Raw genomic sequence first — 16,370 nt, forward strand, 5'->3', positions numbered from 1 at the left:
CTTACCCCACTTACGAACGCAATCCCGGCACACCCCAACGGTTCACATCGTGGGACGTGTTTCCGCCGGCAGGCACCAATGACGTGCTGCATTAGCGCCTCTTATGACGGATTTGTGGAAAAAAGCACGAATCGGTTTCGTGTCCGGAACGGTCTCCGGCGCATTCCCGGCCCAAACGAAAAGCGCCGCCGCCCCCTGGGGGACGACGGCGCCATTCGTTCGCGATTCAGCCTGCGATCAGCTGTTCAGATAATCGCCCGCATCGGCATCGCTGCCATGCGTCTGGCCGACCACTTCGGCCAGCGGATCGCTGCCCGTATCGGCCTGCACGGGCTGCTTGAGCTCGGCGGCATGCTCCTCGGCCGCGCTCTTCGGCGCGATCAGGGATGCCTGCCAGCTCTTCTGCTGCGCGCGCAGCGCCGCATCGCGCGACGATGCGGTGACACGCAGGCGGTTCATGCCCGCGCCGGTGCCCGCCGGGATCAGGCGGCCGACGATGACATTCTCCTTGAGGCCGTTCAGCGAGTCCACCTTGCCCTGCACCGATGCCTCGGTCAGCACGCGGGTCGTTTCCTGGAAGGAGGCGGCCGAGATGAAGCTGCGCGTCTGCAGGCTGGCCTTGGTGATGCCGAGCAGGATGGGCTTGCCCTCCGCCGGAGCGCCGCCCGTGAGCGCCGCCTTGGCGTTGATCTCGTCCATCTCCTCGCGATCCACCTGCTCGCCGGGGAGCAGGGTGGTGTCGCCGGCCGCCGTGATTTCAACCTTCTGCAGCATCTGACGAACGATCGTCTCGATGTGCTTGTCGTTGATCTTCACGCCCTGCAGTCGATAGACTTCTTGGATTTCCGACACGAGATATTCGGCGAGCGGCTCGATGCCGAGCACCTCGAGAATATCGTGCGGATCCGGCGAGCCGCCGATCAGGTTGTCGCCACGCTTCACGTAGTCGCCTTCCTGAGCGTCGATCGTCTTCGACTTCGGGATCAGATATTCGACCGGCTCGCCGCCATCCTCCGGACGGATCAGGATCTTGCGCTTGGCCTTGTAGTCCTTGCCGAATTCGACACGGCCCGAGACCTTGGCGATGATCGCATTCTCCTTCGGCTTGCGCGCCTCGAAGAGCTCGGCGACGCGCGGCAGACCGCCGGTGATGTCGCGGGTCTTCGCGGCTTCACGCGGCACGCGGGCGAGAACCTCGCCGGCCTCCACCGCCTGGCCATCGTCCACCGCGATGACGGCACCCACGATCAGGCGGCTGACGCCCGCCTCGCCCGAGCTTTCGTCGAGCAGGGTGATGCGTGGACGCAGATCGTCCTTCTTGCCGCGGCCCGTATCCTCGATCACGACGCGCTGCGTCAGGCCGGTCGTCTCGTCGGATTCCTCGCGAACCGTGCGGTTCTCGATGAGATCCTGATAACGGACCGTGCCCTTCTTTTCGGTGATCACCGGCATGAAGGCCGGATCCCACTGCGCGATGCGATCGCCCTTGGAAACGATGTGGCCGTCTTCGAACAGCACCTGCGCGCCATAAGGCAGGCGATGCGTCGCCCGCTCGCGGCCTTCCATGTCGACGATCGCGATCTCACCGTTACGCGCCAGGCTGATGCGCTGGCCGCGCGGGTTGACGATCGTCGGCAGGCCGCGAAGCTCCAGCTTGCCGTCCGACACCGCCTCGAGGTTCGACTGCTCGTTGAGCTGTGCCGCGCCGCCGATGTGGAAGGTACGCATCGTGAGCTGCGTGCCCGGTTCGCCGATCGACTGTGCCGCGATGACGCCGACGGCCTCGCCGATGTTCACCGGCGTACCGCGGGCCAGATCGCGCCCGTAGCAGGCGGCGCAGACGCCGCCCTTGCTCTCGCAGACCAGCGGCGAACGGATCTTCACCGCCTGCGGGCTGACGGCCTCGATCTTCGCGATCAGGGCCTCGTCCAGCAGCGTGCCTTCGGGGGCCACGACTTCGCCGGTCTTGCTGTCGACGATGTCCTCGGCCGTGGTGCGGCCCAGGATACGCTCGCCCAGCGAGGCGATGGTCGCGCCGCCCTGAACGATCGCGCGCATTTCCAGCGCCCGCTCCGTGCCGCAATCCAGCTCGACGATCACGCAATCCTGCGACACGTCGACCAGACGGCGGGTCAGGTAGCCCGAGTTCGCCGTCTTGAGCGCGGTGTCGGCCAGGCCCTTGCGGGCGCCGTGGGTGGAGTTGAAATATTCAAGGACGGTCAGGCCTTCCTTGAAGTTCGAGATGATCGGCGTCTCGATGATCTCGCCCGAAGGCTTGGCCATCAGGCCGCGCATGCCGGCGAGCTGCTTGATCTGCGCCGCCGAGCCACGCGCACCGGAATGCGCCATCATGTAGATCGCGTTGATCGGCTTCTCCCGGCCGGTCTCGCTGTCGCGCTTGACCGCCTGGATCTCCTTCATCATCTCGCCCGCCACGCGGTCGCCGCAGCGCGACCAGGCGTCGATCACCTTGTTGTACTTTTCCTGCTGGGTGATCAGGCCGTCCTGATACTGCTGCTCATAATCCTTCACGAGCAGCTTCGTCTCGTCGACCAGCTCCTCCTTGGCGGCGGGGATGACCATGTCGTCCTTGCCGAAGGAGATGCCGGCCTGGAAGGCGTGGCGGAAGCCCAGGCTCATGATGCCGTCCGCGAACAGCACCGTCTCCTTCTGGCCGGTGTGGCGATAGACGATGTCGATGACGTCGCCGATCTCCTTCTTGGTCAGCAGGCGGTTGATCGTTTCGAACGGCACCTTGTGGCTCTTCGGCAGCGTCTCGCCGAGCAGCATGCGGCCCGGCGTCGTCTCGACGCGCTTCATGTAGGTCTGGCCGTTCTCGTCCGTCTGGGGCACGCGGCTCGTGATCTTCGAATGCAGCGTCACCGCCTTCGCGTTGAGCGCCTGATGCACCTCGGTCATGTCGGACAGCAGCATGCCTTCGCCGGGCTCACCCTCCTTCATCATGGAGAGGTAATAGAGGCCCAGAACCATGTCCTGCGACGGCACGATGATCGGCTTGCCGTTGGCGGGACTGAGGATGTTGTTGGTGGACATCATCAGCACGCGCGCTTCCAGCTGCGCCTCAAGGCTCAGCGGAACGTGCACGGCCATCTGGTCGCCGTCGAAGTCGGCATTGAAGGCGGAGCAGACCAGCGGGTGAAGCTGGATCGCCTTGCCCTCGATCAGCACCGGCTCGAACGCCTGGATGCCGAGGCGGTGGAGCGTCGGCGCGCGGTTCAGAAGGACGGGATGCTCGCGGATGACCTCATCCAGGATGTCCCAGACTTCCTTGCGCTCCTTCTCCACCCACTTCTTCGCCTGCTTGAGCGTCATGCTCAGGCCCTTGGCGTCGAGGCGGGCGTAGATGAAGGGCTTGAACAGTTCGAGCGCCATCTTCTTCGGCAGGCCGCACTGGTGCAGCTTCAGCTCCGGACCGGTCACGATCACCGAACGGCCCGAATAGTCGACGCGCTTGCCGAGCAGATTCTGGCGGAAGCGGCCCTGCTTGCCCTTCAGCATGTCAGACAGCGACTTCAGCGGACGCTTGTTGGCGCCCGTGATCGTGCGGCCGCGACGGCCATTGTCGAACAGGGCGTCGACCGCCTCCTGAAGCATGCGCTTTTCGTTGCGGACGATGATGTCCGGCGCGCGCAGCTCCATCAGGCGCTTCAGGCGGTTGTTGCGGTTGATCACGCGGCGATACAGATCGTTGAGATCCGAGGTCGCGAAGCGGCCGCCATCCAGCGGCACCAGCGGGCGCAGTTCCGGCGGGATGACCGGAACGACATCGAGGATCATCCATTCCGGGCGGTTGCCGGATTCGATGAAGCTCTCGACGACCTTCAGCCGCTTGATGATCTTCTTGGGCTTCAGCTCGGACTTGGTCTCGGCCAGCTCCTTGAGCAGCTCGACCTTCTCGCCTTCGAGGTCCAGATCGATGAGCATGGTCTTGACCGCTTCGGCGCCGATCGAGGCGGAGAAAGCGTCCTCGCCATATTCGTCCTGCGCATCGAGCAGTTCATCCTCGGTGAGGAGCTGGAACTTCTCGAGCGGTGTCAGGCCGGGCTCGGTGACGATATAGGCTTCGAAGTAGAGCACGCGCTCCAGCTGCTTCAGCTGCATGTCGAGCAGCAGGCCGATACGGCTCGGGAGCGACTTCAGGAACCAGATGTGCGCGACGGGCGCGGCCAGCTCGATATGGCCCATACGCTCGCGGCGGACCTTCGAGACGGTGACCTCGACGCCGCACTTTTCGCAGACGATGCCCTTGTACTTCATGCGCTTGTACTTGCCGCACAGGCACTCGTAATCCTTGATCGGACCGAAGATGCGCGCGCAGAACAGGCCGTCACGCTCGGGCTTGAACGTGCGATAGTTGATCGTCTCGGGCTTCTTGATCTCGCCGAAGCTCCACGAGCGGATGCGGTCCGGCGAGGCGATGCCGATCTTGATCTGGTCGAAGGTTTCGGGCTTCGCGATCGGATTGGCGAAATTGGTCAGTTCGTTCATGTCTTTCGTCCCTCTAGAGGGTCAAATTCTCGGGCGGCGGAGGTTTGGGGCACCGCCTTCGGGAGACGGTGCCCCGAATTTCACTCCGCGGCCTCGGCCAGCCCGTCATCCTCCTGATCGTCGACCGAATTCAGGTCGACGTTCAGGCCCAGCGAGCGCATTTCCTTCACGAGCACGTTGAAGCTCTCCGGAATGCCGGCCTCGAACGTGTCGTCGCCCTTGACGATCGCCTCGTAGACCTTGGTGCGGCCGACAACGTCGTCGGACTTCACCGTCAGCATTTCCTGCAGCGTGTAGGCGGCACCGTAAGCCTGGAGCGCCCAGACTTCCATTTCGCCGAAACGCTGGCCGCCGAACTGCGCCTTGCCGCCCAGCGGCTGCTGGGTGACGAGGCTGTACGGCCCGATCGAACGTGCGTGGATCTTGTCGTCCACGAGGTGGTGGAGCTTCAGCATATAGATGTAGCCCACGGTCACCTTGCGATCGAACGCGTCGCCGGTGCGGCCGTCATAGAGCGTCGACTGGCCCGACGTGTCGTAGCCCGCCAGCGTCAGCATCGCGGACACATCCGCCTCGCGAGCGCCGTCGAACACCGGCGTCGCCATCGGCACGCCATTCTTCAGGAGCTTCGCCATATCGACGACCTGATCGCTGCTCATCGCATCGATCTCGTCGTGATACTGCGCGCCATAGACTTGCTTCAGGCTCTCCACGACCGCCGACGGAGCGGCGCCCGCCTTCGGATCGGGATTGGCGTCGCGCCATTCCTCAAGAGCCTGCGTCACCTGCTGGCCCAGGCCGCGCGCGGCCCAGCCGAGATGCGTCTCGAAGATCTGGCCGACGTTCATGCGCGAAGGCACGCCCAGCGGGTTCAGCACGATATCGACATGCGTGCCATCTTCCAGGAACGGCATGTCCTCGATCGGCAGGATGCGCGAGATGACGCCCTTGTTGCCATGACGGCCGGCCATCTTGTCGCCCGGCTGCAGCTTGCGCTTCACCGCGACGAAGACCTTGACCATCTTGAGCACGCCCGGCGGCAGCTCGTCGCCGCGCTGCAGCTTCTCGACGCGATCGTCGAACTTGCGGACGATCGCGGCGACAGCCTCGTCATACTGGGCCTTCACGGCTTCCAGATCCGACTGGCGGGCGTCATCGGCAACCGCGAACTTCCACCATTCGCGACGCTCCACCTCGTCCAGCACGGCGTCGTCGATCACGGCGCCCTTCTTCGTGCCCTTCGGGCCAGAAGCGATCGTCTGGCCGAGCAGCATCTCCTTCAGTCGCGACCAGCTGGCGCGGTTGAGGATGGCGCGTTCGTCCTCGCGATCCTTGGTGAGGCGATCGATCTCCTCGCGCTCGATGGCGAGCGCGCGCTCGTCCTTGTCGATGCCGTGGCGATTGAAGACGCGGACGTCCACGATCGTGCCGGAAACGCCCGGCGGCAGGCGCAGCGACGTGTCACGCACGTCGGAGGCCTTTTCGCCGAAGATGGCGCGGAGGAGCTTTTCCTCCGGCGTCATCGGGCTTTCGCCCTTCGGCGTGATCTTGCCGCACAGGATGTCGCCCGGCTCCACTTCGGCACCGATATAGACGATGCCCGCCTCGTCGAGATTGTGGAGCGCTTCCTCGCCCACGTTCGGAATGTCGCGGGTGATGTCTTCCGGCCCGAGCTTCGTGTCGCGGGCCATCACCTCGAATTCCTCGATGTGGATCGAGGTGAAGACGTCATCCTTCACGATCCGCTCGGAGATCAGGATGGAGTCCTCGTAATTGTAGCCGTTCCACGGCATGAACGCGACGAGCGTGTTGCGGCCCAGCGCCAGCTCGCCAAACTCGGTCGACGGGCCGTCGGCGAGGATGTCGCCCGCCTTCACCACGTCACCCACCTTCACCAGCGGGCGCTGGTTGATGCAGGTCGACTGGTTCGAGCGCTGGAACTTCATGAGCGTGTAGATGTCGACGCCCGACTTGCCGGCATCGACGTCGCCCGAAGCGCGGATCACGATACGGCCGGCATCGACCTGGTCGACGATACCCGGACGCTTGGCCGCGATCGCGGCGCCGGAATCGCGGGCCACCGTCTCTTCCATGCCGGTGCCCACGAAGGGCGCCTCGGCGCGAACGAGCGGCACGGCCTGGCGCTGCATGTTCGATCCCATCAGCGCGCGGTTGGCGTCGTCATTCTCCAGGAAGGGAATGAGCGATGCCGCGACCGACACGAGCTGCTTGGGGCTCACGTCCATCAGCGTGATGTGGTCGCGCGGCGCCATCAGGAATTCGCCGGCTTCGCGCGCGGAGATCAGATCCTCCACGAACGTGCCGTCGCCCTTCACCTCGGCATTGGCCTGGGCGATCGTGTGCTTCGCCTCTTCCATCGCCGAGAGATAGACGACCTCGTCGGTGACCTTGTGATCCACGACCTTGCGGTACGGCGTCTCGATGAAGCCATACTTGTTGACGCGCGAGAAGCTCGCCAGCGAGTTGATCAGGCCGATGTTCGGGCCTTCCGGCGTTTCGATCGGGCAGATGCGGCCATAGTGGGTCGGGTGAACGTCGCGGACCTCGAAGCCCGCGCGCTCGCGGGTGAGGCCGCCCGGCCCGAGCGCCGAGACGCGACGCTTGTGCGTCACTTCGGAGAGCGGGTTGGTCTGGTCCATGAACTGCGACAGCTGCGAGGAGCCGAAGAATTCGCGGACGGCGGCCACTGCCGGCTTCGCGTTGATGAGGTCGTTCGGCATGACGGTCGACACGTCGACCGAGGACATGCGCTCCTTCACGGCGCGCTCCATGCGGAGCAGGCCGACGCGATACTGATTCTCCAGCAGCTCGCCCACCGAACGGACGCGGCGATTGCCGAGATTGTCGATATCGTCGATCTCGCCCTTGCCGTCCTTGAGGTTCACGAGCGTCTTGACGACCTCGAGAATGTCCTCGGTGCGCAGCGTCGTCACCGTATCCTCGACGTCCAGGTCGAGGCGCATGTTGAGCTTCACGCGGCCCACGGCCGAGAGATCGTAGCGCTCCGGATCGAAGAACAGGCCGGCGAACAGCGCCTCGGCCGTTTCCTTCGTCGGCGGCTCGCCGGGGCGCATGACGCGATAGATTTCGGAAAGCGCGTGATCGCGCTCCTCGACCTTGTCGGCCGCCAGCGTGTTGCGCATCCACGCGCCGGTCGAGATGTGATCGATGTCGAGCAGGTCGACATGATCGAAGCCGGCATTGTCCAGCTTCTCGAGATTTTCGGGCGTCACCTCGTCGCCGGCCTCGATGTAGATGCGTCCGGTGGACTCATCGATCAGGTCGTAGGCGGAATAGCGGCCGTAAATTTCCTCGGTCGGGATCAGCAGGCTCTGCAGGCCGTCCTTGGCCGCCTTGTTGGCGGCGCGCGGGCTGATCTTGGTGCCGGCGGGGAAGACGACCTCGCCGCTGTCGCCGTTGACGACATCGAAGGACGGCTTCTGGCCGCGCCAGTTCTCCGGCAGGTAGGGAACCTTCCAGCCGCCTTCGCCGCGCACATAGCGCTGCGTCTTGTAGAATTCGTTGAGGATCTGCTCGCCGTTCAGGCCGAGGGCATAGAGCAGGGTCGTCACCGGCAGCTTGCGCTTGCGATCGATGCGGACGTTGACGATGTCCTTGGCGTCGAACTCGAAATCGAGCCACGAGCCGCGATAGGGGATCACGCGCGCGGCGAAGAGATACTTGCCCGAAGCGTGCGTCTTGCCGCGATCATGATCGAACAGGACGCCCGGCGAACGGTGCATCTGGCTGACGATCACGCGTTCGGTGCCGTTGATGATGAACGTGCCGTTCGCGGTCATGAGCGGCATGTCGCCCATGTAGACGTCCTGCTCCTTGATATCGAGCACCGAGCGGGTTTCCGTATCCGGATCCACCTCGAACACGATCAGGCGCAGCGTGACGCGCATGGGGGCGGCGAAGGTGATGCCACGCTGGCGGCATTCCTCAATGTCGTATTTCGGCTCTTCCAGCTCGTAGGTCACGAAATCCAGCTCGGCGGTGCCGGCGAAATCGCGAATCGGGAAGACGGAGCGCAGCGTCTTCTCCAGGCCGGAAACATAGCCGATCGAGGGATCGGACCGCAGGAACTGCTCGTAGCTCTCCCGCTGCACTTCGATCAGGTTCGGCATCTGCACCACTTCGTGGATGTTGCCGAAAACCTTGCGGATGCGCTTCTTAGCTACGCTCGTGAGCGCCGCTGCCTGGGGCGGGACTGCCTGGGTCGCCATTCAATAACCTCGCATAGGACCGTCAAAATATCCCGCCTCGCTGCGGGGATGCGGCCTTTGCGCGGAAGGACTCCACGCAAAAAAGTGCGGGTCCGGGCCGTCGGAACCGCACTGGCAGCGTCTGATCCCGTCTGCCCCCATTCGTCGCGGCCACTGCGCTACCAGCGGCCGTGTCCCGGGGCGGGACGGGCGGCACGACTCACCCCGAGGGGAAAGTGGCGCCATGGATGTTGGATCGCGCTCATATAAGCCCTCTTCAGAAATTGGAAAGCCCTGTTTGTGGGAGAGGTTCGGTCATGTCCGGTGAGGGTGACCTGCGGAAAGCCGGTATCGCCTTCGATCCCCTTTTGGTGGCACGTTGCGGGTGTGGGACGGGTTCGATGACGGACCCACGGAAAACGACCGAGAGGAGCGAGAAACGTGCCCGGCAGGATCGTGATTCGCGCGGCCAGGGCTGACGATGCCGATGCGCTGGCGGCGATCTATGCTGGCCATGTCCTGCATGGCACGGCCAGCTTCGAGGTGGATCCGCCGGATGCGGAGGAAATGCGGCTGCGGCTCGCGACCGTCGCCTCGCGGGGGTGGCCGTGGCTGGTCGCGGAGCGCGGTGGCGAGGTGATCGGCTATGCCTATTGTTCGCGTTTCCACACGCGCCATGCCTATCGCTTCACCTGCGAGGATTCGATCTATGTCCATCCGGATCATGTCGGCACCGGTGCGGGCCGGGCGCTGCTCGCCGCATTGATCGAACGCGCCACGGAGGACGGTTTTCGCGAGATGATCGCGGTGATCGGCGATGCCGACAATGCCGCCTCGATCGGCCTTCATGCCGCCTTCGGTTTCGAACATGCCGGCACCATCCGCCGCGTCGGCCACAAGTTCGATCGCTGGCTCGATGTGATCTACATGCAGAAAAGGCTGGTGGCGTAGGAGGCGCGCGCCGCGATCCGCCGTTTCCCGCCGCCGCGATTGAAAGCGGCGCATCCGGCCCATAGGCTGTGCCCCGGTTTGCGGGAGCGAATGATGCGGGCGAAGCGGTGGCTGGCGATCCTCGGATGTTTCGGCGCGGCCATCACGGCGGCTCACGCCGCGTCGCCGCCGGATCTGGAAGATTTCCTTTCCTATCCTTTCGTCACCGATCTCGTCGCGCCGGATCAGGGCGGCCGCCTCGCCTGGATCGAGATGCGGCAGGGGCGCCGCTCCGTCTGGCTGGCGACGGGGAGGGATCTCGCCGCGACGCGGCTTGTCGGCACCGGGCTGGATGACGGGATGGAACTGGCCGAGCTCGCCTTCTCGCCCGATGGCCGCATCCTCGCCTGGGTGCGCGGCGGCGGCGAGCATAATGACTGGGCGGCGAACCTGCCGCCGCCCAACCCGGCCTCCTCGGTGATGCAGCCGGCGCAGGCGATCTGGGTTTCGATCGATGGCGCGGCGCCCGTGCAGGTGGCCGAGGGCGCCGAGCCGGCCCTGTCGGCAAAGGGACAACTGGCCTTCATCAAGGATCATCAGGCGTGGACGGTCGTGCTCACGCCCGGTGCGAAGCCCGAGAAGCTCTTCTACGATCGCGGCAAGGTGCGCGATCTCGCCTGGTCACCGGATGGATCGAAGCTCGCCTTCGTCTCGCGGCGCGGGGATCACAGCTTCATCGGCATCTATGCCGGGGCGGACGTGCCGATCCGCTGGCTGGACCCGTCCACCGCCTTCGATGGCGATTTCGCCTGGTCGCCCGATGGCGCGCGGATCGCCTTCGTCCGGCGGGAAGGGGAGGCGGATGTGCTTGCCTCGCCACTGGTCCAGACGCCCAATCCCTTCTCGATCCGGGTGGCGAGCGTCTCCGATGGCAAGGGCCGCGAGCTGTGGGCGAGCCCGGATACGCTCGACGGCTCCTATCCCGGCGTGCCGGACGGGATGTTCGTGCGCTGGGCGGCGGGCGACCGGATCGTGTTCCGGGCGGAGATGGATGGCTGGCCGCATCTTTATACGCTGTCCGCCGGAGGGGGCGTGCCGAAGCCGCTCACGCCCGGCGCCTTCATGGTCGAGCATGTGACGATGACGCCCGATCGGAAGGCGATCGTCTATGATGCGAATACGGGCGGGGCGGCCGGCGACATCGATCGGCGGCATCTGTTTCGCGTGGATGTGGCAGGCGGCGCGCCCGTCGCGCTGACGAAGGGCGAGGGCGTCGAGTTCACGGCCGCCGTCGCCGGGAATGACCGGATCGCCTATGTCGGCGCCACGCCGACCGGGCCGATGCGCGTGGCTCTGGTTGGCGGCAAGGCGCTGGGCGAGGCGGGCGCGGCCTATGCGCCGGCCGGGATGGTCGTGCCGCAGCCCGTTTCGTTCACCGCCGCCGATGGCACGCTGATCCACGGGCAGCTCTTCGCGGCCAGGGGTGGTGCCGCGCGCAGGCCGGGGCTGATCTTCGTCCATGGCGGGCCGCCCCGGCAGATGCTGCTGGGCTGGTCCTATATGGATTATTACGCCCATTCCTATGCGATGAACCAATATTATGCCGCGCATGGCTATGTCGTGCTGTCGGTCAATTACCGGCTCGGCATCGGCTATGGCCGCGCCTTCCAGCATCCCGCCAAGGGTGGCATCGCCGGAAATTCGGAATATCAGGATGTGCAGGCCGGCGCCCGTTTCCTTGCCGCGCAGGGCCAGGTGGATCCCGCCCGGATCGGCATCTGGGGCGGCAGCTATGGCGGGCTGCTCACGGCCCACGCGCTCGCCCATGACAGCGCCACCTTCAAGGCGGGCGTGGATTTCCACGGCGTCCACGATTGGTCGCTCTATCCGAACCTGATCGGCAGGCCGGAGCGCTACGAGCAGGGCGATTATGAAGCAGCGATGAAATCCGCCTTCGAAAGCTCGCCCGAAAGCGCGCTCAAGGGCTGGACGTCACCCGTTCTCCTCATCGCCGGCGATGACGATCGCAACGTCCGCTTCGATCAGACGGTCGATCTCGCCCGCCGCCTGCGCGCGCAGGGCACGCCGTTCGAGAGCCTGATCCTGCCCAACGAGATTCACGGCTTCCTGCGCTACGAAAGCTGGCTGCGCGCGGACGAGGCATCGGTGGAGTTCCTGCGGCGCCACCTGAAGCCTTGAGGGCGCGCGCATGGGCTCGGCGATGGTTGCGCCCCAATTGCGGACATTCGCGCATGCTCAAATTTTGCAATAAGTATCTTCCATGATCGGCATATTGCTCGCCATGACAGTCGCCCCGCCCGCACCGCCCTGCGACGTAGCTTGCCGCGCCGCCGCGATTAAGTTTCGCGACGAGCACCCGGAGGTGTTTGGTTTCTCGATCGTTGGAGCGCGGTCCGTAACAAACTCGGACCAGCTTATAACTGACGACGACAACGCGACAGGCGAGCACGGCGAGGTTGTGGTGCGGTTTCACTTTTCCGACGCTCGGGCAGTTGACTGCATCGTGCTCAAAAGTTCGGGAAGCAAGGCGTTGGACGACGCGACCTGTCGCCTTCTCATACGGCGGGGTAGGTTCCTGCGCGAACCGCGAACGGGGGTCGGAGCTTTCAAACACGTTTGGTAGAACGTCCGCTTTCCACCCAAAACAGCCGCTCGCCCCGCTCCACGCGCCGATCCCGGATCGTCCGCCCGTTTGCCGCTCACCGCCCGTCGGCATAGGCCTTGACGAGGTCGGTCAGGAAATCGCGCGCCACATAAGCGGATTTCACCGCGTGGCGCTCGTTCAGGCCATGGGCGCCGTTGCCGTCCGGGTCGCCCCAGGGGCCGGGCACGCCATAAGTGGGGATGCCGGTCATATAGGTTGCGTCCGTCGCGCCCGTGGACATGATGGGGATCAGCGGCACGCCCGGGAAATAGCGTTTCACCAGCGCCTCGGCCGGGGCCATGATCTTCGGCGTCAGCGGCGGCACCACCGCCACGGGGCGCAGCCGGCCCACCAGCGCCACCGCGATCTTCGGATCGGCGATCGCCTTTTCCAGCGTCGCCTTCGTCGTGTCCGCATCCTCGCCGGGCGCGATGCGGCAGTTGACGGTGGCGACGGCGCGCTGCGGCAGGGCGTTCACGGCATGGCCCGCCGCCAGCATCGTCGCCACGCAGGTGGTGCGCAGCATCGAATTATAGGTGCGATCGGAAACGACCATCGCCTCGGCCGCCTTGTCCGATGGATCGGCCGAAAGCCGCATCATCGCCCTGCCCAGATCGTCGCCGCGCGCGGCGCCCGCGCGGGCGAAGAAAGCCTTGGTCGTATCGTTGAAGTGGATCGGGAATTTGGTGGCGCGCACCTTCCCGATCGCGTCGGCCAGTTCGTAGATGGCATTGTCGTCCACGGGGAGAGAGCTGTGGCCGCCCGGATTGGTCGCGGTCAGCTCGAAGCTGCGATTGGATTTTTCGCCCACCTGCATCGATTGGGTGAGGATCTTGCCCTTGCCGTCCGTATCGCCGCCGCCGCCCTCGTTGATCGCGAATTCGGCGGCGATCAGGTCCGGCCGGTTCTTCGCCAGCCATTCCGCGCCGTTCATCCGCGCGCCCGATTCTTCGCCGCAGGTGAGCGCCAGCTTGATCGTGCGCTTCGGCCGGTAGCCTTCCTTGCGGAAGCGGATCAGCATATCCACCCAGATCGCGTCCATCACCTTCATGTCGGATGTGCCGCGGCCGTAGAAATAGCCGTTTTCCTCGATAAATTTGTAGGGATCGCGCTCCCAGTCGGCGCGCCGGGCATTCACCACGTCGAGATGCCCGAGCAGCAGCATCGGCTTCGCTTTGGGGTCGCTGCCGGGCAGCATCGCGACGAGGCCGCCATCGAGCGGGAATTTCTCGTCCCTGAAAAGCGTGATCTGGTTATCGGCATAGCCTGCCGCTTTCAGATGACCGGCGATCTTTTCGGCCAGTGCCGTGCAACTGCCGCTCTCCACCGACGTGTCCGTCTCGACGAACTCCCTGTAGAGATCGCGGAAGGCGAGCTGGCCGGGTGTGGGCGTCGTCGTTTGCGCCTGGGCCGGGGCGTTCGTCGTCAGCAGGGTTGCGCCGAGTGCCGCGATGATCGCCTTCATGCCTGTTCCTCCCGTGGTGAAGCGGGCCGAAGGCTAAAGGCTGGGACTGCGAAGTCCACAGCCCCCGTCCCGCTGAACCAGATCCGGCGGGACGGGGGGAAGGGAACGGCGCCTTATGCCGCCAGATCGTAAGGCTGGATTTCGCCAGAGAGATAGAGGTTGCGCGCCTTGGCGCGGCTGAGCTTGCCGGAGGAGGTGCGCGGCAGCGTCTTGGGCGGCACCAGTTCCACCACGCAGTTCATGCCGGTGATCGCGCGCACGCGCTCGCGGATTTCGTCACGCAGGCGCGAACGCTCCTCGGGATCGCTCGTGCGGCACTGGACGAGCACGGCGGGCGTTTCCTCGCCGCCGGGCGTGGTGATCGCGAAGGCGGCGATGTCGCCCGCCTTGAAGCCCGGCAACTGCTCCACCGCCCACTCGATATCCTGGGGCCAGTGATTCTTGCCGTTGATGATGATCATGTCCTTGGCGCGGCCGACGATGTAGATGTAGCCGTCGCTGAGATAGCCCATGTCGCCGGTATCGAGCCAGCCGTCGACCAGGCAGGCGTCCGTCGCCTCCTGATCGCGGAAATAGCCGACCATCACGGACGGGCCGCGACACCAGACCTTGCCGATCGCGCGTTCCGGCAGGGCTCCGCCATCCTCGTCGCGGATCTGGATTTCCATCTCGCGCGCGGGCTTTCCGCAATTGACGATCGCGCGATAGCGCTGGGGGCGGTCCGCCTCGGCATCGCGGCTGCCGGAAAGCTCGGTCTCCTCGACCAGCTCGATCACGATGCCTTCGCCCGGCGGCATGATCGAGACGGCGAGCGTCGCTTCGGCAAGGCCATAGGAAGGAAGGAAGGCGGAGGATTTGAAGCCGGCCTCGGAGAAGGCATCGACGAAGGCCTGCATCACGTCCGGCCGGATCATGTCCGCGCCGTTGCCCGCCACGCGCCAGCGGGAAAGATCGAAGCGATCGGACGCCTTGGTCTGGCTCGACATGCGGCGCGCGCAGATATCGTAGCCGAAGGTGGGCGAATAAGAGAGGGTCGTGCCCGGATTGCGGCTGATGAGATCCAGCCAGGCCAGCGGGCGGCGCGCGAAATCCTCGGTCTTCAGATAATCGGTCGAAACCTGGTTGGCGACCGGCGAGAGCAGGCAGCCGACAAGGCCCATGTCATGATACCAGGGCAGCCAGGATATGCAGCGATCGCCATCCCGCACGTCCATCCCAATCGAGTGGGCGGCGAGGTTGGACATGAGCGCGCGGTGCGTGATGACCACGCCGTGCGGGAAGCGCGTCGATCCGCTGGAATATTGCAGATAGGCGATATCATCCGCCGCAGCTTCCGGAAGGGACACATCCGTCGCGGGCAGGGCGGCCTGCGCCGCATAGGAGCGGGCCGCCACGTTCTTCGATGCGGCGGCGGCCTCCGCCATCGTCTCCAGTTCGGACGGGTAAAGGAGCAGCGCCGGATCGGAGCTGGCCAGCTGCACGGCGAGCTGCTCGATATAGGCTTCGCGCCCGCCGAACGAGGTAGGCAGGGGCAGCGGTACCGGCCAGGCGCCCGCATAGACCGCACCGAAGAAGGCGGCGGCGAATTCGGCGCCGGTCTCGGCCAGCAGGGCGATCCGGTCGCCCGGCCGGATGCCGGCCGCGATCAGGCCCTTCGCGCTGGCGATGGCATCGCGCCGCAGCTCCGCGAACGGATAGGGACGGACGAGCGTGCCGCGCGGATCGTGGAAGTTCAGCCCGCGCTCACCGCCGGCGGCATAATCCAGCGCGGCGCACAACGTGGGGAAATCGGCGTAGCGACGCGGCCGATCATCATCGCTGGGGGTGCTGCGGAGGACCGCGCCGTCTTCATTCAGGGTCTTGGCCGAACTCACTCTCTGGCAGCTCCAAAAATTCCACCGGGAGCGTGGGCACCCGTGTCACCAACCTTTAACCTATAATCGGCGGCGCGTTCTAATTTCGACAGCCTTGTGGCACAAACGTGGCGGGTGAGACAGTCGACGTCATATAAAGGTACGCCGGAGCGGCGCGGCGGCCGTGCCCTGGATGCCGCGCGGCTGGAGGCGCTCGCGCTCCGTTATGTCGGCCGTTACGCGACGACGCGCGCGAAACTGCGCGATTATCTGCTGCGCAAGCTGGATGGCGCGGAATGGGCGGGCGCCGACCCGCCCGATCCGGCGGCGCTCGTCAGCCGGATGGCGGAGCTTGGCTATGTCGACGACAGGCTTTTTGCCGGGCAGCGCGCCGCGGCGCTCGGCCGGCGCGGCTATGGCGCGCGCCGCATCGGCATGGCCTTGCGGGCGGCAGGAATCGAGGGCGAGGATGGCGAGGACGCGCTGGAGGTTGCCCGCGAAGGCGCGCTCGCGGCCGCGCTGGCGCTTGCCAGGCGCCGCCGGATCGGGCCGTTCGCGGATGAAATGCCCGATCGCCCCGCCCGCGAAAAGGCGATCGCGATGCTCGTCCGAGCCGGCCATGATCCTGTGCTTGCTCGGCAAATTGCGTCGAGCCCGCCCGGGCAGATTCCCGGCGACTGACGCAAACGCTTTCCTGCTGCCTTAGTTCCGTCGTTTTT

7 protein-coding genes are annotated in these 16,370 nt (G+C 65.4%); 3 read left to right on the top strand and 4 right to left on the bottom strand.

The annotated features are described in order from the left end of the window. Positions 1–237: 237 nt before the first annotated feature. Together rpoC and rpoB are read right to left on the bottom strand one after the other, a co-directional pair. On the bottom strand, positions 238–4,509 hold the full coding sequence (rpoC, locus tag DI605_RS03985; RefSeq protein WP_293969361.1) for a DNA-directed RNA polymerase subunit beta': 4,272 nt from the start codon (positions 4,507–4,509) through the stop codon (positions 238–240). 80 nt (positions 4,510–4,589) lie between these two features. Next, complete coding sequence (rpoB, locus tag DI605_RS03990) at positions 4,590–8,759, bottom strand: DNA-directed RNA polymerase subunit beta (protein WP_293969363.1); 4,170 nt, start codon at positions 8,757–8,759, stop codon at positions 4,590–4,592. Between the two features lie 420 nt (positions 8,760–9,179). Here rpoB and DI605_RS03995 point away from each other — a divergent pair, with 420 nt between their 5' ends. Together DI605_RS03995 and DI605_RS04000 are read left to right on the top strand one after the other, a co-directional pair. Then, complete coding sequence (locus tag DI605_RS03995; RefSeq protein WP_293969366.1) at positions 9,180–9,689, top strand: GNAT family N-acetyltransferase; 510 nt, start codon at positions 9,180–9,182, stop codon at positions 9,687–9,689. A gap of 93 nt (positions 9,690–9,782) precedes the next feature. Beyond that, positions 9,783–11,867, top strand: a complete 2,085-nt coding sequence (locus DI605_RS04000) for a prolyl oligopeptidase family serine peptidase (protein WP_293969369.1) — start codon at positions 9,783–9,785, stop codon at positions 11,865–11,867. 521 nt (positions 11,868–12,388) lie between these two features. Here the strand turns inward: DI605_RS04000 and DI605_RS04005 are convergent. Together DI605_RS04005 and DI605_RS04010 are read right to left on the bottom strand one after the other, a co-directional pair. Continuing rightward, positions 12,389–13,798, bottom strand: a complete 1,410-nt coding sequence (locus tag DI605_RS04005) for a M20/M25/M40 family metallo-hydrolase (RefSeq protein ID WP_293969372.1) — start codon at positions 13,796–13,798, stop codon at positions 12,389–12,391. Between the two features lie 113 nt (positions 13,799–13,911). Continuing rightward, positions 13,912–15,672 carry a fatty acyl-AMP ligase gene (locus DI605_RS04010; RefSeq protein WP_293969374.1) on the bottom strand — a complete coding sequence of 587 codons (1,761 nt, stop codon included), beginning with the start codon at positions 15,670–15,672 and terminating at the stop codon, positions 13,912–13,914. Between the two features lie 114 nt (positions 15,673–15,786). Here DI605_RS04010 and DI605_RS04015 point away from each other — a divergent pair, with 114 nt between their 5' ends. Further along, positions 15,787–16,332, top strand: a complete 546-nt coding sequence (locus tag DI605_RS04015) for a RecX family transcriptional regulator (protein ID WP_293969377.1) — start codon at positions 15,787–15,789, stop codon at positions 16,330–16,332. The last annotated feature ends 38 nt before the right edge of the window (positions 16,333–16,370 follow it).

Source organism: Sphingomonas sp., assembly GCF_003248515.1.
In the GTDB taxonomy this organism is placed as follows: domain Bacteria; phylum Pseudomonadota; class Alphaproteobacteria; order Sphingomonadales; family Sphingomonadaceae; genus Sphingomonas_I.

Bases quoted from the DNA above. Each gene is read 5' to 3' on its own strand.
- rpoB (WP_293969363.1), bottom strand. From the start codon at position 8,759: ATGGCGACCCAGGCAGTCCCGCCCCAGGCAGCGGCGCTCACGAGCGTA.
- DI605_RS04005 (WP_293969372.1), bottom strand. From the start codon at position 13,798: ATGAAGGCGATCATCGCGGCACTCGGCGCAACCCTGCTGACGACGAAC.
- rpoC (WP_293969361.1), bottom strand. From the start codon at position 4,509: ATGAACGAACTGACCAATTTCGCCAATCCGATCGCGAAGCCCGAAACC.
- DI605_RS04000 (WP_293969369.1), top strand. From the start codon at position 9,783: ATGCGGGCGAAGCGGTGGCTGGCGATCCTCGGATGTTTCGGCGCGGCC.